Here is a 16,944-nt window from a genome sequence, read left to right as displayed (position 1 = left end):
TCATGAAACATAAACTCAATGTAAACGGCGATATTGAAAGCCGCCGGAGGATTGCGGAGCGCAGGAACGTTCCCGTCCGTGAAACCGTACAGCAAACCATTCAACCGCAACATCATGAAACAGAAGAAAATCAGGCCGCAGCCGCAGAAGAAACCGTCTCCCCGGCAGCAGAAGCCCCGAAAGCGAGAAGACGGAAGACCGCAGGGGACGCTTAAGCGCTTTCCTTTCGACGAGACACGGATAGGCTTCATGCTCCGGTATGAGATGCCGGTAGTCTATCATCTGCTCCGCAGGTTATGCGCCACGCAGCAGCCCTTCGAGCCGGACTGGCAGGTCATACGGTCGGTGGCGGAGGCATCGAAAGACCCTTCCTGCGGCAAGGCGAAGTTCCGCCGCTACCTGGACGAGTACCGCCGGGACGGGGTCTATTGCCGGCGCGGGAAACGGCTCACGCCGGGGCGCAAAGCCTACTATGAAGGCATATGCCGCCGAAAGAGAGAAGAGTATATCCGCCGGAACCGCAGGAGGCTGCTTGCCGAAGTGCGGAACGCGCCGGGCGGCGACAGACTGCTCGGGGAGATTAAAAACATTCTTAAAATGAAACGGTAATGCGCTGAAGGACAATGCCGGTGACAAACATTCATGTACATGTATGGCTGTTCCGGGTGATTTGCCTAATTTTGTATTCCACGGTCGCTGCAAGACCTTTCCATATTGTCAAATGAGTATCCTCTTTCGGGATACGGTCAGCGAGACATCCTCTCCCAGTTTTATCAGTTGAACGCGGACGGTGCAACCGAACCCGTCCGTCCTGTTACCAGTTTCTTTGCGATGCGGGTATGCCGTGTCGCATTCTTCGGGCATTTTTAAATCCATAAAACAAAGCGTTTATGCAAGAAGAAGAAAAGAACAACGGCATGGAAGGCATGTCTGTCGAGGAAATGTTCCTCGGCGTTCAGGAATCTTATCAGGAGGCACAGTTGCGTGCCCAGGAGGAGAACAGGGCGTTCGCCCGCACGGAGTTCTTCCGCATGGACAAGTTCGGGACTTACCGTCTCCGTATCCTGCCCATCGCTCCCAATCCGGACGGCTCGCCGACACGTCCGGGCTATGAGTATCCCGTCCACCAGCTGCTTCTGGAGCTGGAGAAACCCGCTACGGGGAACAAGCCCCAGAAGATGTATGTCACTGTCACCCGCGCTACCGATGCCGGATATAGCATTGATCCCATCGAGACTTACCGCCGCATGGCCGTCGAAGCCGCAAAAGAGGACGGGGACGACAAACTGGCGGAAAAGATTGCCGGGGGCTCGTTCGGCGGCGGTCTGAAATACAGTTACGGCCACTGTCTCTATGTATTCGACCTGGGTGAACGTGCCAAAGGCGTGCAGATGATGACCCTTTCCCATGCCCAGTTCAAGGACCTGGATGAGAGGAAGTTCAAGCTGTGGAGCAAGAAACTGGCCAAGAATCCGTCTTACCCGTGCCCGGTTTCCTCGGTGTATGACGCCTATCCGGTGGAGATTGAAAAGCGCAAGAACGGAGCCAAGACCGAGTATGTCATTTCCATTGACAACGAATCGGAACCGGTACCGTTGACCAGGGAGGAACTGACCGCCTTGATGGGTGCGCCGCGTATCCCGGAAATCATCTACCGCTACACCCGTTATCATCTGGGAGCCACCGTCGAGTTCCTCAAACAGTGCGACGGTATCTACGGCATGTCGCTCATGGAGACGGATGAAATGAAGACGGTCATCGACACGCTGGACGGTGAACTGCCCAAGGAGGACACATCCGCGTTCTCGTTCGACCGCCGTACGAAAGATAACAGGGAAAACGGGCGTGAAGGCGGAGGCATCTCGCTGGACGACCTTTTCGAACGTTATGACGAGCTTCAGCGGCAGGAACTCGGTGACAAGACCGAGGAGGGCCAGGAGCTGCGTGCGATGATTCGCGGCTACATTGAGCAGGAAGGGCTCTCTGTGCGTGTCACACGCTCCACGAGCAACCGTGAACTGCTCGACCTGATCGAAAGCGAGATGGAGGGTCCGAAGCCCGGTGACGAACCGGAGGATGCCCCCGGGGAGGAAGAAGAGCAGCCGGAGGAAACGGAAGAACGCGCCGGGCGTCCCCGCCGCCGCAGATAAGCCTTTCACAAGTTCTTGAATTCTAATCCGACGGGAGGCATCCGGGCCTCCCGTCCTAATCACAATCGCTTAGTATGAAAGAGAACAAACCCTGCCTTTTGTTATTGAATGACATCCACATCTCGAAAGACAACATCCCTGCATTCCAGGCCAACTGGCAGGAGGCCATGGGAATTTGCAGGGAACGGGATATCCGGGAAGTGGTTATTGGAGGAGACCTGTTCTTTTCCCGTGCCGCCCAGACACTCGATGTCCTGCTGGCCGTCAGGGATATGCTTGTATCCGCCGCAGACCATGGCATCCATGTCACGCTGGCGGAAGGAAACCACGACAAGGTGAACCAGGAATCCCTGCGCGGATATTGTCATGTCTTCGACTCTCATCCGAATGTGACTGTCGTGGATGAATCCCTGACCCTGTGCCGTCCGGAATGGAAGTTCGCGCTCCATGTAATGAGCTATTTTCCGGAAGACGGCTCTTTTGCCGAAAGGCTCGGACGATTGGCTGCGGAAGCGCTTTCCGGAGAACCGGAGCACTTCCTCTACATCCATGAGGGTATCAACGGGGCATTGGCACAGCCTTCGGAAAAGGAACTGCCTGCCAGGATATTCTCTCCTTTCGACAAGGTCTTTGTCGGCCATTACCACAACCGTACCGTCATTCCGGGGACGGGAATCGAATATATCGGTTCCTCGCGCCAGCATAACTTCGGGGAGGACGAGGAGAAAGGATACACGGTGCTGTACACGGACGGCACGCACGAGTTTGTCAAGAACCGCGTGAACATGCGGTACCGTGTCATGGATGTGCCGGCGGAACGAGCCGGGCTGCACCTGATGGACGAGCTGCGTGAAATGGAGGCCGACGGCCGCTACAAGGTCAAGGTACGTGTCCATGCACCTGCCGCCGCAATGAAATCGGTGGACAAGGCCGCCCTGCTGGAAGCCGGAGCGGCGAAGGTGGAACAGGTTGCCGATGACGAGCAGCTGCCGGAGGCGGTAGCCTCTTCGCTCTTCGAGAAATTCGACAGCCGCCGCATCCGGGAAACCTACGAGGATTTCTGCCGGGAGAAACAGATCGAGGATGTGTCGATGGGATTGGAGTATTTATCTAAAATAGAAAACAGATCATGTGGAAATTAAAGACGATAGAAGCCGAAAACCTCTGCGCGTTCCGTTCGCTATCCTACACGCTGCGACAGGGCGTGACGACATTGATTTTCGGCGATAACCGGGACAATGACTCCCAGCAGTCGAACGGGGCCGGCAAGTCTGCCCTGTTGGAATGCATTGCCGTGGGTATCACGGGCAGCCCGCTTAGAAAGATACGCTCGGAGGAGATTATCAACGATGCGGCGGAAGAATGCCGTATCGCTTTGCGTTTCATCAACGATTCCGCCGCCGAGGAACTGCTCGTCAACCGCCGTATCCCGCGCAAGGGGGCCTCCTCTGTCAGCTGTACGCTTTACCGTGGCGGCAAACAGGTAGTAACCGATGAAGCGGTACAACCTTCGGTGGATGCCTATAACCGGTATATTCTTGACAAACTGGGTATCACACGCGACGAGCTGCTCAACAATTTCATCCTTTCCAAATATCGGTATGAGGATTTCCTCTCGTCATCGGACAAGGAGAAGAAAGAGGTCATCAACCGTTTTTCCAACGGTATCCTGGTGGATGAAGCCATCGCCAAAGTGGAGGAAGACATCGTACCGCTCTCTGAAAAGAAACGGCAGGTGGAATTGGAACTGGCCGGGTTGGACGGCCGTATCGGGATGTTGCAGGAGCAGATACGCAAAGAGGAGGAAGCCGGAGCCGAGCGGGGACGTACCCGTGTGGAACGTATCGCGGGACTGGAAGCGGCCATAGCGGCCAAGAGGGAGCAGATCCGCACCGGGCACGAGACCGTGGACAGGCTTGAGGAACAGCTTGCCGGAGTGCAGCGGGCGGACGAGGCTTTGCAGGAACTGGAAGCCGGAGATACCGCATTGGAAGCGTGTTTGGAAAAGATAGCGGAAATGATGTCCCTCTTTCCCGATGCCCGGCAGACGGACTGGGACAAGGTCATTGCCGAAAAGAAAGGACGGTTGCAGACCGCCACAGAGCGGCTGAAGGATTGCGATGCCGTCTTGAAGCAGGCGGAACAGGAACTGAAAAACAGGACTGACGGCTGGGAACAGTTCAAGAAGGAGTATGCCGCATTCTGTGAGGCATACAGGGATCAGTCCGATACGACTGCGGAGAGGCTGCGGGAAATCGACATCCGTCTGCGCGACCTGTCCGGCAGCATCGAGGAACTGCGCCATAAACGGCGTATCGTTTCTGCCGGTATCGACAGCCTCTCGAACAAACTGGCCGGCTCCATCACCTGTCCTTTCTGCGGGCATGAGTTTCTGGTGGCGGAACCGCAGTTCGACATCGAGGCCGGCATGAAGGAACTGAAACTCCGTCAACGGCAGCTCACGGAAATCAACGGCCGTATCGATGAGAAGCAGGAAGAGACGGATGCCGTGGAGTTGCAGCAGAACCGGCTGAACCATGAGCGCCGAACATTGGAAGGCAGACGCATCGGATGGGAGGAGCAGCTGGCCGGGCACGAACGGGCCGTCAGGAATGCCACCCGCCGCGTGGAAGAGGTGGAAAGCGGGCATAAACGCATCGCTTCCGAAATTACTGCCCTGCAAAGTGAAATCGAAGGTGTCCGCCGCAAGGTATTCGACGAGGTGTTCGGATTCATAGACGAGCGCAATGCCGCACTGAACCGCGGCATACGGGCAGGCAAGGAAGATATACAGGCCGCGGCCGGCGCCATCGACACCTTGCAGACCACGATCCGGGAGCTGGATGAGGCGGCTTCACCCGACCTCATACAATCGCTCAAGGACACTCTCCGTGAAACGCGCGGGAAGTCCAACGAAGCGGCAGGGCGCAAGACGGCCGTCGATGCCCGGGTCCGTGCCCTGAAGATACAGCGGGAACGGTTCGTGCAGTTCAAGACCTATCTGGCCAACACGAAAATCGAGGCGCTCAGCCGTATCACCAACGAATTCCTGCAAGACATCGGCAGCGACATCCGTATCCGCTTCGACGGGTATACCGTCCTCAAGAGCGGTAAGGTAAGGGAGAAGATCTCCATCTCGCTGCTGCGCGACGGCATGGACTGCGGCTCGTTCGGCAAGTTCTCGGCAGGCGAAGCCGCCCGTGTGAACCTGGCGACCATCCTTGCCATGCAGAAACTCGTGAACGGCAACTGCGACGGGGACAAGGGACTGGACCTGCTCGTGCTGGACGAGATACTCGAGGCGGTCGATGAAGCGGGGCTGGCCTCCATGTTCGAGGCGCTGAACTCGCTCGGCGGTACCGTGCTGGTCGTCTCGCACGGGAATGTGGCGGAAGGATATCCGCATAAACTGGTAATCGTGAAAGAGAATGGCGAATCGAGACTCGGAGAATAGCGTACTGACCCGGGAGCAGGTACTGGCGCTGGACATCGCCACGCATACCGGATACTTCTCCCTGCATGAGGCCGGGACATGGAACTTCACCGAAAGCAAACGGCGCAACGGCAACAAGATGCACGGCGCTTTCAGGACTACGCTGCTCTCGCTGCTCCGTCGTTACGGCATCCGCCGCATCGTGGCCGAGGATGTGAGCGTGAACCGCCATTTCTACGACATGCGGCGGCTCTCGGAACTCAGGGGCATCCTGCTCGAAGTGTGCGATGAACTGGATATCCCGGAACCGGAGTTCGTCAACCCGGCTGTCCTCAAGAAATGGGCGACGGGAGACGGACGCGCCACCAAGACGCAGATGGTCGCGGCCTGCAAGGACAAGTACGGTATTGTCCCGGTGGATGACAACGCGGCGGATGCCTGCCACCTCTTCTACTATTACATCCGCAGGCACAGGCTGTGACAAGTCGGCAGCGGTTTGGATTTTTCCGGGCGGCGGTAATGCTGCCGCCCGTTTTTTCAATTGACGCTCACGGTAGCTGACAGATTAGGACATGAGATTCATTATCAACCTTTTCAGTCAGTGGAAACGTGGAAAAGAAAGATGTGTTTATTGCGGTTCTCCAGCCTGAAGACGAATCCGCGAGACAGAGGGCGGAACTTCTCAGAAAATATGTGATGCCGCACAGGAATCTGATATACAGCATTTGTATCAAATATACCTATAACCAGGAAGATATCGAGGACAACTACCTCGAGGCGTTGGTCAACTTCTTCAAGTATATGGACAGTTATGACCCTGCCCGGCCGGTAAAGACCTGGATCTATGCCGTGACCAAACGGCTTGTGGCGGACCTGAACAACCGCAACAGGAACCGTATGCCCTCGGATGACAATATCGACATTTCGGAAATATCCTCTTCTCTGCCGGATGAGGACGAGCCGTCGGGAAACTGCATGGGGATGGACAACTACCGCGAGTTCTATAACGATGACATCCTCTGGGCGTTGGAGCAGCTCAAACCGATTTACCGGGAAGCCCTGCTCTTGCAGCAGGCAGGTTACAAACTCGGGGAAATCATGGAAATCACCTATAACAACGGTACTTTGCAGACCAGGAACGTGGAGACAGTAAAAAGCCGCCTCTTCCTGGCCAAGACGCAGCTGCGCAAACTATTGACACGCGATGGAGAGAAAAGAATGGATTGACGGGTGCAGGAGACTTTTTGCACGGCTGGTCCGCACCACGGTGTGGGCGGATTTCGTGTTCCCTGCCGGCGGCAAGGCGGACAGGCAGCTCGGGATGTGTTTCGACGGCTTGTGCCGGGAGGTTGTCTCCGTCAGCGCGGAACGCCTGTCCGACTTCTGCATCTGCCAGGCATATGCCATTTCCGGATATGATACCGCGTATCGCAAAAAATGGAACGTTTCGCATTCATTCGGAAAGAAAGCCATCGACCGCTATCTCCGCTCAGGAAAGGAACGCCGCTACCGGGAGGACCGGTGGCTGAAGAGTTTCGGGCTGTCACGGCATGATTTGGTGTGGGCGGTGGAAGACCGCCGCAGCCATCCGTTCGGACGTTTTATCTATCCGGAATACGAGGAGACGACCAAGCGGCGACTGCTCTCTACTGAAGCGGGATATCTCATCTGTGCGCTCTCCACGCTGATGTGGACACCTTTCTCCCCGTCATGCTCAAAATGTGCGAAAGCGGAGCCGTGCCGCAAAAGGACACAGGCGCGCTATCCGGAACTGTACCGTATTCGCTGTGAGACGTGGCGGAAAAAGGAGGCAAAGCCATGAGTGCCGTCAATCCGCTCAGTGCCGAGTTCCTGTATGAACTCTATGCCACGGCGCTCAGGCAGGAGCCGTTGTGTGCCGTCCTTGCCCGGCATATGCGTAAGGAATACCTGCCGGACCGTTCGTTCCAGCGGGTACAGGAGGCGATAGCCGCACATTTCAGGACATACAAGACACCGCCGTCGTATGCCGTGTTGGCACAGACCTTCCATGAGGATTACGACGCCATCGAGCTGATAGACACTTTCCGGGAGTATGACGAGGGACAAAGCGCCGAGGTGATGACCGACATGCTGGAGTCCTACATCAAGGGGGTCCGGTTACAGTCGGTCTATGCGGAGGTCGGGAAACTGTATAACGAGAACAAACAGGACAAGGCGGAGAAGACTCTTCGGGAATATGCCGAGTGGCTGGCAGGGTTCATGCTGAAGAGCACCTCGTTCGTCGATGTGGCCGCGACTTTCAAGGAGCGTTTCGAGAGGAACCGCCGGCGTGAGGAGGAAGAGGAACGCTCGGCCGCCCCTCGTGTGTCCCGCTTCTACATCCCGTATCTGGATGCGCTCAATGCCGGACGTAACCTGCGAGGTCAGCTGACCTGTTTCCTGGCCAGCACAGGCGTGGGAAAGTCGCACATCGCCAAATGGATCGGTGTCAGGGCGGACATCGATGACGGGCTGCATGTGCTGCATTTCCAGCTGGAAGGTTCGGAGGAAGAGGCGTTGAACGCCTATTCCGGCGGACTGATTTCCAGGAACACCTACTATTACGAGCGGGGAAAGATTTCGGATACGGAGATGAGACATCTGGAAAAACTGGTCGCCTCGTATGCCGGAAGCATCACGGTGCGCAGTTACCCGCGTTTCAATGCCCAGGTCTCGACACTCGACATCAAGAACGGCATTTCGGAATACAGGAAGCTCAAAGGATATAATCCGGACATCGTGATTGTGGATTCGATGGACTTGCTGACGGATGCCAACCGCCGTTCATGGGGAGCCGACCATGAACGGGCGAAGCGTATCGCGGTGGCCAATGACCTGAAGGACCTGGCGGCGGACGAAAAGGTATGGATGGTGGTGACTTACCAGTCTACCATCGAAGACCGGGAGTGGCTGAATGACGAGCGGAACGTGCTGACCGAGTACAACTGTTCGGAGGCCAAAGGTCTGGCACGCCCATGCACGCATCTTATTTCGCTCAACCAGTCATCGGCCGAGCGCAAGGAGAACGTGATGCGCCTGCATGTGGCCAAGAGCCGCTTTTTCAAAAAGGGCGATACCATTAAAATAGCGACGGACTATGATAACGAGGTGTTCTATGACGGGCAGAGGACGCTGAATCTGAACAGGGAATAAAAAGTCGTTCAAAATGAAAACTCAATAGCGGATAGTTTTATTCCTGTGAAAATGAACTGCAAAAGGCAGGCCAATCTCCCCCATATAGAGAAGGCTATGCTCCATGTTCTTCCGGCAGGTCATCCCGCCAGGCATGCTGTACAGAGCTCTGTAACAGGCAGGTAATAGCGGTACGGGACTGCCACCGGAAACCGCTTCATCCCGAGTAACGGAGAGTGATTACGGCATGCCCTTTTTCATAGCGTACCCTAAGTCCGAGTTTCTCCAGTTCCTCCCTGATAAGGGAGTCCTCTAACCCTTCGGACATGAATTTTTCCCTGAGCAGGCCGGTGATATTCTTCGTTCCGGTACTTCCGGAAAGAAAATCCTCCACCCACTGGCGGAAACTGCCACCCGTACGTATCAGGTTGTAGCGCCTCAGACAGAAATTCTCCACACTTTGCAAATCGAACTCCTTATAGGACAGCAGGGCGCAGAGAAGCGGCCCGTTAGTATCATCCTCCCTTAATTCAGCCGTCAGTACGCAGACCGGTATGCCTGTCCCGCTATCGGGTCTGTAATAAAGCCGGATGTTTTCCCTTATATACAGCCCCGTGGCGTATGTCATGCCATCCGGGGATTCCGTCATGACGGGAAACGCCTGCCACCCGGAGTCCCCTTCCCGTTTCAACAAGGTTATTGCCGGTTTCCCGGACTCCCCGTCTGATGTGGAGCGTGACCTCATCGTCCCGTTGGTCTTTTTCCATCCGAGAAACCGCAGACAGTTCTCAACATCTTTCAGAAGCTTTTCCTTTGCCGGATTCCCATTAAGGTACGGGCGGAGCGTATCCACTATTTCGGACCAGTCCTCGTTTGTCTTCATATACTACTTGTTGATAAATTTTATTAAACACTGTCGCTTCGTAATTGAAATATAGCAATTTTATCCTGACCGGTCAAATAAATTCCCTAAAAAATCATGGAAAGAGCCACTCATGGAATCTCCCCGAGGTCTTTTCGCATTCCGGTACAGTCTGTATGTCCTTGGGGCAGAGGTGAAATCTTGCCGGGCTTTTTTCCGCCCTTTCGTGCAGAGTCTGCCGACAGGTTCTTATTGTACAGATTTTTTCGATAATGCATGGGAATTTCCTCTATTATATCCTTTTTCGCCGGATAAGTTCGCGGTATCCTGCCATGAACCTCTGTCCGGGAGAAGGCCTGTTCCCATTGACCTCCTTGTTATCCGCACCAGCGCCTGCCACGACACATGGGCAGGTTTTCGTCCTGCTTTTTAAGGCATAGAGGCTCCCTCTCTTGTCGCGGCAGTGTGCGATACCCATTTCCACCTTGAGAAAGCGTATCAAAACAATGAAATTTATGAGGCGTTTTTAAACTTTAGTCCTTGTACTGCAGCTATACCTTTTATATGGAACTGTCTGTACAGGAATATCAATATCTGGTTTCGGAGATAACCCGCGAGACGGGTGCCAAACGGGACGGGAGCGGTAAGAACCTTATCGTTCCACGCTGCCCGTTCTGCGGAAAGTCGGGCGGTAAGTTCGGTATCTACATCGGCAAGGAGACTGCCCACCGCCGGCCTTTCATGGCCCACTGCTTCTCCTGCGGGGCATCCACCCGTACATTGGAGCAACTTCTGGCGGCTATCGGCCGCATGGACCTGATGGTTTCGCAGACAGCCGACATTGCCGCACCGTTGAACCTGCACCTGCTGGAGGAGGACGAGGCGGAAGAGATAGACGACGAACTGGTGCCGGTCGAATTGCCGGACTTTTACAAGCGCACTTTCCGGCATCCGTATTTGCAGCGGCGCGGCTTCTGTTTCGACGATTACGAGTATTTCCCGATCGGGATAACCGGCAGGCTCAATCCGCGCTACGCGGACTATGTCGTCTTTCCGGTCATCGATGACAGTACGGTTGTCGGCTATGTCTCCCGCCATACCTGGCCGAAAGAGGATATAGACACCCACAACCGCAAGACCAGACATAGCGGCGGGTACAGGATCCTGCGTTACCGGAACTCCACGGAAAACGACTTTTCCAAACTCCTTTATAACTACGATGCCATCCGTATGGATGAAACCGATACGGTCATCCTCGCGGAAGGTATTTTCGATGTCATCGCCCTGACCCGCAGACTCGAACTCTATGACAATTCCCATGTCGCAGCCGTGGCCACTTTCGGAAAGAAAATCTCCGATGTCCAGATCTACAAGCTGCAATCGAAAGGCGTGAGAACCGTAGTCATCGGTTACGACGGCGATGCCGTCGAGTCGGTAAAGCGGACGGCGGAACGGCTGAAACCCTATTTCGAGGTTTTCATCGCGGACATTGCCGATGCCGCCAAGGACTGGGACGAACTCACGGAATCGGAAATCTACGGGATTTTCGCCTGCCGCCTGCTGTCCGTCCTTGAATACAAACTCAAAAAAGTACAGGAAAAATGATACAGGAACTTTTCTCATGGCTCGATGCACAACGGATAACCTATATCCCGGTCGATACGGAAGTGGTGGATATTCCCGGCTTCGGGCGGCTTTTCACGGCCGACCTGTCGGGAGTGGAATCCATCTTCCGCAGTGATGGGGACAGGTTCGTGTTCAACCTGATGGAAAGTCCGGATGTGCTGATGGAAGAAGGAATCTTCCATGTGGCTTTCCCTTTCGGCAGGAACTGGTACTACTATGACCTGCGGGAAGAATTCCGTTTCAACCTGCTGAAATATATCGGCCGGCCCAAGCCTCCGGTACACGATGTGCCTTTCGTGAACCTTGGCATCCATACCTCCTACGAACTGCTGAACGCCTGCGGCTCGCCGGAGGATTTGTGCCGCAAGGCGAAATGGCTCGGGCATACGGCTGTCGGCATCTGCGACCGCAATACAATGGCCGCCACGCTGAACCTTCAGAAGGAGTGCGCCAATACCGGGCTGAAACATATATTCGGCTACTCGCTGACAATGATGCACGAAGAAGAACGTGTCGGGCTGAAGATTTATGCCCTGGATAACGAGGGGTTGCATAATCTGCTGCGCATCCAACGGGCCGTCATGGTCGATTCGGAAGACAACACCCTCCGCTATGAACAGCTGCTGATGTATGCCGCAGGTTGTGTGCCGGTCTTTGCCACCCGTTCAGTCTACTGGATGGCCGGACATCCCAAACAGGTGGAGCGTATCCGAAAAGGAGCCGAAGCGGTCTATTACCAGGTCGACGCCAACGAATACAAGGCGGACCGCATCGACAGGGAGCAACTGGAAGCCCTGAAATATTATTTCGGCAACTGCTATGATGCCGACACGGATTCATTTACAGTAGAACCGGTCCTGATTCCGGACTGCTACTACATGGACAAGGACGATGCGGGGTACAGAATCGTGGTGAACAAGATTGCCACGGGAGCAGCCCATGAACAGAGCGATGACCAGTATTTCAAGACAGCGGATGAATTGTATGACACGCTCCGTCCTCTGTTCTCCGGGCAATGGGACTTCGACTCCCTGTTCAGGCGCATGTGCCGTCCCACGGTGGAGATTGCCGGACGTGCGGACGCCTCATTCGAGACCGGGCGCATGTTCATGCCGGAATACCGTATGCGGCCACAAGAGCGGGAACGGTATGGCGACCGCCGTACGATGTTCCTCAGACTGCTTGACGACTGGCTGGACCGGGAAGTGCCGGAGCCGGAACGGGAACGCTATCGGGAACGGCTGGACGAGGAAGTCTATATCATTGAATCGACCGACAATGTGGACTATTTCCTGGTGCAGTGGGATATGGTGCGGGAGGCACACCGGAGAGGCATCGCAACCGGTATAGGTCGCGGTTCCGCCGGGGGATCGCTGGTTTCCTACCTGCTTGGCATAACCTCCATCGACCCGCTGAAATATGACCTTATATTCTCGCGCTTCCTCGTGCCGGAACGCTGCGGGCTCAGCTGGAAAGACGAACTGACGGTGCTTGCCCCGGACATCACACTCGGCAAAGGCGAGCGTTACGTGGAAATCGAGTCCGAAGGAAAGAGCTACCGTCTTTGCCCGGATGCCCGCCTGCGGGTAATCCGGGCTGGAGAAGAGCGGACGATATACGCAGATGAATTGATGTGTGGCGACGAAATCCTTTTTGACCGCCGAGATTGCTTGTGGAACTTAAAGGAACTCGAAACCCATGAATCCGATCTACGAACATCACCGTCCCTATGACGGTTGCGACCTTTACCGGGGCGATGCACTCGATGTGCTGCCCCTGCTGGCTGAAGAAGGCATCACTGCCGACATGGTATTGTCAGACCCTCCATACGGTACGACACATTGCCGCTGGGACGCCGTGATAGACATCCCCAAGATGTGGAATGCCGTACAGGGCATATCCAGACCTGACACACCCATCCTGCTGTTCTGCCAGCATCCTTTTACGAGCGTGCTGGGCAGCTCCAATCTTCGCAGGCTGCGGTATGCCTGGGTATGGGAGAAGACGCAGGCGACAGGTTTCCTAAACGCCAGGCGTATGCCGATGAAGGCGCACGAGGACATACTGGTCTTTTACGACAAGTTGCCGAAGTATCATCCGATCAAAACGGACGGGCACAAGCGCAAGGTCGTGATGGCCGAACACCAGCGGAAATGCGATGCCGGCGAGATATACCGGAAGCACGACAATTTCCGGGACTACATATCCACGGAACGCTATCCGCGCAGCGTGCTGAAATTCAAGACCGACAAGCAACAGTCCTGCCTGCATGCGACACAGAAACCTGTCGCCCTACTGGAATACCTGATACGCACCTACACCAAGGAAGGAGACATCGTCCTCGACTTTGCGATGGGCAGCGGCAGTACAGCCGTGGCCTGCCGGAATACGGGACGCCGGTTCATCGGCGTGGAGATAGACCGGGGAATTTTTCAGACAGCACTAAACCGTATAACCCATGGCTGACACCCGGGAAATCTGGGTGGATATCAAGAACTATGAAGGAAAGTACAAGATCAGCAACCTCGGGCGTGTCAAGAGTCTGGAACGGCAGGTTTCGCATAACGGCATTACCTGGATACAACCCGAACGCATTATGTGCCATTGGTGCGGGACGACTTCGCTCTATGACTGTGTCCGGCTCTACAAGGGCGGTGTCGGGAAGAAGTTCTCCGTGCACTGTCTGGTGGCACAGCACTTCCTGCCCGACTGGAATCCGGGACTGGAGGTGAACCATATCGACGGGAACCGCGACAACAACCGTGCGGATAACCTGGAGATGTGTACGCACCAGCGGAATATGGAACATGCCATAGCGGGTGGCCTCAAACGGGATTACGGCGAGAAAAGCGTGAACGCCAAACTGACCAACGGGCAGGCGGAAGAGATACGGGTGAGGTATTCCTCCGGCCAGGCTTCCCAGAACAGCCTGGCAAAACAGTACGGCGTCAGCCGCCAGACGGTAAGCGCGATAATACGATACAAGAAATATATACGATAATGGACGAGGAAGAAATTTGGAAAGATATTCATCATTACGAGGGAATTTATCAAGTAAGCTCCTGCGGTAGAATTAGAAGTGTCGGAAGATATGTCCGTAATGCCACATCCCAATATTGGAGGAACGGACAAATCATCAAACCGTGGGTCGGGGGTACATCCCCGTATTACAATGTTTCTTTGGCCTATGACGGAAAAATATGTAAAAAATTAATCCATAGACTTGTCGCAGAACATTTTCTTGATGATTGGAATGCGGCAAAGGAGGTTAATCATAAGGATGGCAATAAGCACAATAATCGAAGTGACAACCTGGAAATGTGTACCAGGCAAGAAAACGTCATGCATTCTATGGTGCATAAACTCAGGGATGATTATGGAGAGAACAGTGTGAACGCCAAACTGACAAATGAACAAGCGGATCATATCAGGCGGTTACACCGGTCGGGAGTCATGCAAAATGAACTGGCTGAACAATTCAAGGTTTGCAAACAGACGATATGCGATATCGTCCACTATAAAAAGTATAAAAATGAAAGTGACAAACGTAACAATTAAAAAAGCGAATGAAGCATTCACCGTAATGGATTCGTTCGTGGGGAAAGGACTTGTGGAGGGCGGACATTCCGCCCTCCCGTAAGGCGGATATAGATGTCGACTATGCCTCCGACCGGCGGCAGGAGATCAAGGATTATCTGGAAGAACGGTACAACGCGGACGGCCGCCAGCGTGTCTTTTCCGCCGGCACCTTTACCACGATGAAACTGAAAGCCGCCTTGAAGGACGTGGCCCGCGTACACCGCGTGCCTCACTCCATCGTGAACTATATTACCGCCATGATAGATGACGGCACGGACTGGACTGGACTGTTCAGACAGGCTGCCTCCAACAGAAAACTTCGGGACTTTATCCAGACCTATCCGCTGGTCATCGAGGACGTGCAAGGATTGCTCGGACAGCCCAAAGCGGCCTCCATACACGCCTCGGCCATCGTTGTCACACCGGACACGCGGGACGGCAGGCCCGCCGAATGCTTCGATTTCCTGCCGGTCCGCAAGATGGACGGGGCACTGGTATCGGAGTTCGACGGCTATTCGGTCGATGAGATCGGATTGTTGAAGGAGGATGTGCTGGCGACAAAGGAACTTGCCAAACTGAGTGCCGTCATCGCGTTGGTCAACCGGAATTTCAGGCAGGAACTCACCATCGGGCGTATCACGCAGGATATGCTGGAAGACGGGAAGACCTACCGGCTGCTCTCGGACGGTAACACGCAGAATGTGTTCCAGTTCTCTTCGCCGGGCATTACCCGGTTTATCCAGGATGTACGGCCGGAGTGTATCGAGGACCTGATCGCCATCAATGCCCTGTACCGTCCCGCCACACTCGACATCGGCGCCACCGATGATTATGTCCGTTTCAGGCGTGGCGAGGTGGCCCCGGTCTATAACTACGGCTGTTATGAAGCGACGAAGAACACTTTCGGAATCATGGTCTACCAGGAGCAGTTCATGTCCGTTGCCCATACGCTCGGGGGATTCGACCTCGGGAAGACCGACTACCTGCGCAAGGCCATAGGAAAGAAGAAAGCCGACCTGATGGCCACGCTGAAGGCGGATTTCATTGCCGGAGCCGTCGGAAACGGATGCCCGGACTATGAGGCGGAGGAAATCTGGCACAAGATAGAGGTAGCCGGGAAATATTCGTTCAACCGTTCCCATGCCGCGGCATACGCCCTGACAGCCTATTGCGGGGCATGGCTCAAGGCCAATTACCCCTCGGCATTCTACACGGTGGCATTGCAATGGGCGGACGACAAGGAGATTCCTTCGTTGATGGCGGAGATGGAACGCTGCTCGTCGGCCAAGATCGTGCCGCCGGACATCAACCGCTCCGGGACGGAGTTCTTCACCGACTATGCCACCGATGAAATCTTCTGGTCGCTTACCCGTATCAAACAGGTCGGTGTCAAGACAGTGGAATACATCGTCACGGAACGCGACCGGGGCGGGGCATATACCGGTATCGAGAACTTCATCCACCGCATATTCCGTTACAAACTCAAGAAATACAGTTACTGGGACGACCCCGACAACGCGGAAGAGGCCGTGAAAGTCCCCGTGAACGCCCGGCATGTCAAGCACATGATCCTTGCCGGATGCTTCGACCGTATCGAAAAAGTCGGGGCGGTTACCGAACGCTGCGCGCTGCTCGAACGCGCAGCACGGGAACTGGGATTCTCCCTTTCTGAAAAAGACTTCCCGCAGGACATGCGCGGGCGGCATTTCTTCTGGTCGCAGCAGCAGATTGCCGTGTCGGGCATAGGCAGCATCGATTATCGCCGCATCTTCAACAATTCGGAAGCCCGCAGGCAGGTCAAGGGAAAAGCCTCTTACCTGACCCTGGACGAGGTGGCACGGGACGAGAACGACGGCAGGCGTGCGACTGTCTGCGCCACGGTGGTGGATGTAACCGAACATACCTACAAGGACAGGGAGACGGGAAGCCGGAAGCGTTTCGCCAAGCTGACACTCTCCCAGAACAACCGTCTGGCGGAATGTGTATGCTGGAACGACTATTACATGGAACACCACACCGTGATCCAGTCGCTCAAAGACCGGGTGGTCATCCTCACTGCCGTCATCCGTTACAGCGACTACAACGGATGCAATACATTACAGACCTATAGGAACTCATTGTTATTCATTCAATCCTGAAAA

General features: G+C 55.0%; 18 protein-coding genes. 15 read left to right on the top strand and 3 right to left on the bottom strand.

The window, feature by feature from the left end:
* Nucleotides 1–2 precede the first annotated feature (2 nt).
* Nucleotides 3–215, top strand: a complete 213-nt coding sequence (locus D8S85_RS21760; protein ID WP_191835317.1) for a hypothetical protein — start codon at nt 3–5, stop codon at nt 213–215.
* Between the two features lie 34 nt (nt 216–249).
* The gene (locus D8S85_RS21755; protein ID WP_240648839.1) at nt 250–609 is read left to right on the top strand and encodes a hypothetical protein; all 360 of its coding nucleotides are present in this window, start codon (nt 250–252) and stop codon (nt 607–609) included.
* 108 nt (nt 610–717) lie between these two features.
* Here D8S85_RS21755 and D8S85_RS21425 read toward each other — a convergent pair whose 3' ends face one another.
* Nucleotides 718–876, bottom strand: coding sequence for a hypothetical protein (locus D8S85_RS21425; protein WP_004322843.1), 159 nt, complete (start codon nt 874–876; stop codon nt 718–720).
* A 14-nt stretch (nt 877–890) separates the two neighbouring features.
* Between D8S85_RS21425 and D8S85_RS04015 the strand changes: the two genes are divergently transcribed.
* The 7 genes from D8S85_RS04015 (at nt 891) to D8S85_RS03985 (ending at nt 8,757) form a co-directional block, all read left to right on the top strand.
* Entirely contained in the window at nt 891–2,150 is a 1,260-nt protein-coding gene (locus tag D8S85_RS04015; protein WP_127074825.1) for a hypothetical protein, read from the top strand.
* A 74-nt stretch (nt 2,151–2,224) separates the two neighbouring features.
* Nucleotides 2,225–3,292, top strand: coding sequence for a metallophosphoesterase family protein (locus tag D8S85_RS04010; RefSeq protein ID WP_127074824.1), 1,068 nt, complete (start codon nt 2,225–2,227; stop codon nt 3,290–3,292).
* Nucleotides 3,280–5,604 carry an AAA family ATPase gene (locus D8S85_RS04005; RefSeq protein WP_127074823.1) on the top strand — a complete coding sequence of 775 codons (2,325 nt, stop codon included), beginning with the start codon at nt 3,280–3,282 and terminating at the stop codon, nt 5,602–5,604. The genes D8S85_RS04010 and D8S85_RS04005 overlap by 13 nt, the downstream gene beginning before the upstream one ends.
* Nucleotides 5,579–6,064, top strand: a complete 486-nt coding sequence (locus tag D8S85_RS04000; protein ID WP_127074822.1) for a crossover junction endodeoxyribonuclease RuvC — start codon at nt 5,579–5,581, stop codon at nt 6,062–6,064. The genes D8S85_RS04005 and D8S85_RS04000 overlap by 26 nt, the downstream gene beginning before the upstream one ends.
* A gap of 128 nt (nt 6,065–6,192) precedes the next feature.
* Nucleotides 6,193–6,810: an RNA polymerase sigma factor gene (locus tag D8S85_RS03995; protein WP_240648837.1), complete on the top strand. Its 618-nt coding sequence runs from the start codon at nt 6,193–6,195 to the stop codon at nt 6,808–6,810.
* Nucleotides 6,788–7,405, top strand: a complete 618-nt coding sequence (locus D8S85_RS03990) for a hypothetical protein (protein ID WP_127074821.1) — start codon at nt 6,788–6,790, stop codon at nt 7,403–7,405. Before D8S85_RS03995 ends, D8S85_RS03990 begins: the two co-directional genes overlap by 23 nt.
* Complete coding sequence (locus tag D8S85_RS03985) at nt 7,402–8,757, top strand: DnaB-like helicase C-terminal domain-containing protein (RefSeq protein ID WP_127074820.1); 1,356 nt, start codon at nt 7,402–7,404, stop codon at nt 8,755–8,757. Before D8S85_RS03990 ends, D8S85_RS03985 begins: the two co-directional genes overlap by 4 nt.
* 196 nt (nt 8,758–8,953) lie before the next feature.
* On the opposite strand, the gene D8S85_RS03980 is transcribed toward D8S85_RS03985, so the two are convergent.
* Nucleotides 8,954–9,589, bottom strand: coding sequence for a hypothetical protein (locus D8S85_RS03980; protein ID WP_240648836.1), 636 nt, complete (start codon nt 9,587–9,589; stop codon nt 8,954–8,956).
* Between the two features lie 573 nt (nt 9,590–10,162).
* On the opposite strand from D8S85_RS03980, the gene D8S85_RS03970 reads away from it, so the two are divergent.
* A complete protein-coding gene (locus D8S85_RS03970) occupies nt 10,163–11,203 on the top strand; it encodes a toprim domain-containing protein (protein WP_127074817.1) in 1,041 nt (346 codons plus the stop codon).
* Nucleotides 11,204–11,217: 14 nt separating this feature from the next.
* Here the strand turns inward: D8S85_RS03970 and D8S85_RS21750 are convergent, their stop codons facing one another.
* On the bottom strand, nt 11,218–11,694 hold the full coding sequence (locus D8S85_RS21750; protein WP_240648964.1) for a hypothetical protein: 477 nt from the start codon (nt 11,692–11,694) through the stop codon (nt 11,218–11,220).
* Between D8S85_RS21750 and D8S85_RS03965 the strand changes: the two genes are divergently transcribed.
* The 5 genes from D8S85_RS03965 to D8S85_RS03945 are packed head-to-tail and all read left to right on the top strand — an operon-like array spanning nt 11,581 to nt 16,941.
* Nucleotides 11,581–12,957 (top strand): PHP domain-containing protein, encoded by a 1,377-nt coding sequence (locus tag D8S85_RS03965; protein WP_240648952.1) that lies wholly within the window; start codon nt 11,581–11,583, stop codon nt 12,955–12,957. The two genes, D8S85_RS21750 and D8S85_RS03965, sit on opposite strands and share 114 nt — an antisense overlap.
* A complete protein-coding gene (locus D8S85_RS03960) occupies nt 12,923–13,690 on the top strand; it encodes a DNA-methyltransferase (protein WP_004322854.1) in 768 nt (255 codons plus the stop codon). Before D8S85_RS03965 ends, D8S85_RS03960 begins: the two co-directional genes overlap by 35 nt.
* Nucleotides 13,683–14,225: an HNH endonuclease gene (locus D8S85_RS03955; RefSeq protein WP_127074815.1), complete on the top strand. Its 543-nt coding sequence runs from the start codon at nt 13,683–13,685 to the stop codon at nt 14,223–14,225. Before D8S85_RS03960 ends, D8S85_RS03955 begins: the two co-directional genes overlap by 8 nt.
* Entirely contained in the window at nt 14,225–14,782 is a 558-nt protein-coding gene (locus D8S85_RS03950; RefSeq protein WP_127074814.1) for an HNH endonuclease, read from the top strand. Before D8S85_RS03955 ends, D8S85_RS03950 begins: the two co-directional genes overlap by 1 nt.
* Nucleotides 14,783–14,832: 50 nt before the next feature.
* Nucleotides 14,833–16,941 carry a helix-hairpin-helix domain-containing protein gene (locus D8S85_RS03945; protein WP_127074813.1) on the top strand — a complete coding sequence of 703 codons (2,109 nt, stop codon included), beginning with the start codon at nt 14,833–14,835 and terminating at the stop codon, nt 16,939–16,941.
* Nucleotides 16,942–16,944: the final 3 nt, after the last annotated feature.

Source organism: Butyricimonas faecalis (assembly GCF_003991565.1).
Classification (GTDB): Bacteria; Bacteroidota; Bacteroidia; order Bacteroidales; family Marinifilaceae; genus Butyricimonas; species Butyricimonas faecalis.
This window is presented reverse-complemented; position numbering and strand designations above follow the sequence as displayed.

Coding starts and splice junctions, on each gene's coding strand:
- D8S85_RS04010 (WP_127074824.1), top strand. CDS start 2,225: ATGAAAGAGAACAAACCCTGCCTTTTGTTATTGAATGACATCCACATC.
- D8S85_RS21425 (WP_004322843.1), bottom strand. CDS start 876: ATGGATTTAAAAATGCCCGAAGAATGCGACACGGCATACCCGCATCGC.
- D8S85_RS04005 (WP_127074823.1), top strand. CDS start 3,280: ATGTGGAAATTAAAGACGATAGAAGCCGAAAACCTCTGCGCGTTCCGT.
- D8S85_RS03960 (WP_004322854.1), top strand. CDS start 12,923: ATGAATCCGATCTACGAACATCACCGTCCCTATGACGGTTGCGACCTT.
- D8S85_RS21750 (WP_240648964.1), bottom strand. CDS start 11,694: ATGTTTCAGCCCGGTATTGGCGCACTCCTTCTGAAGGTTCAGCGTGGC.
- D8S85_RS03990 (WP_127074821.1), top strand. CDS start 6,788: ATGGAGAGAAAAGAATGGATTGACGGGTGCAGGAGACTTTTTGCACGG.
- D8S85_RS04000 (WP_127074822.1), top strand. CDS start 5,579: ATGGCGAATCGAGACTCGGAGAATAGCGTACTGACCCGGGAGCAGGTA.
- D8S85_RS03970 (WP_127074817.1), top strand. CDS start 10,163: ATGGAACTGTCTGTACAGGAATATCAATATCTGGTTTCGGAGATAACC.
- D8S85_RS03950 (WP_127074814.1), top strand. CDS start 14,225: ATGGACGAGGAAGAAATTTGGAAAGATATTCATCATTACGAGGGAATT.
- D8S85_RS03955 (WP_127074815.1), top strand. CDS start 13,683: ATGGCTGACACCCGGGAAATCTGGGTGGATATCAAGAACTATGAAGGA.
- D8S85_RS04015 (WP_127074825.1), top strand. CDS start 891: ATGCAAGAAGAAGAAAAGAACAACGGCATGGAAGGCATGTCTGTCGAG.
- D8S85_RS03985 (WP_127074820.1), top strand. CDS start 7,402: ATGAGTGCCGTCAATCCGCTCAGTGCCGAGTTCCTGTATGAACTCTAT.
- D8S85_RS21760 (WP_191835317.1), top strand. CDS start 3: ATGAAACATAAACTCAATGTAAACGGCGATATTGAAAGCCGCCGGAGG.
- D8S85_RS21755 (WP_240648839.1), top strand. CDS start 250: ATGCTCCGGTATGAGATGCCGGTAGTCTATCATCTGCTCCGCAGGTTA.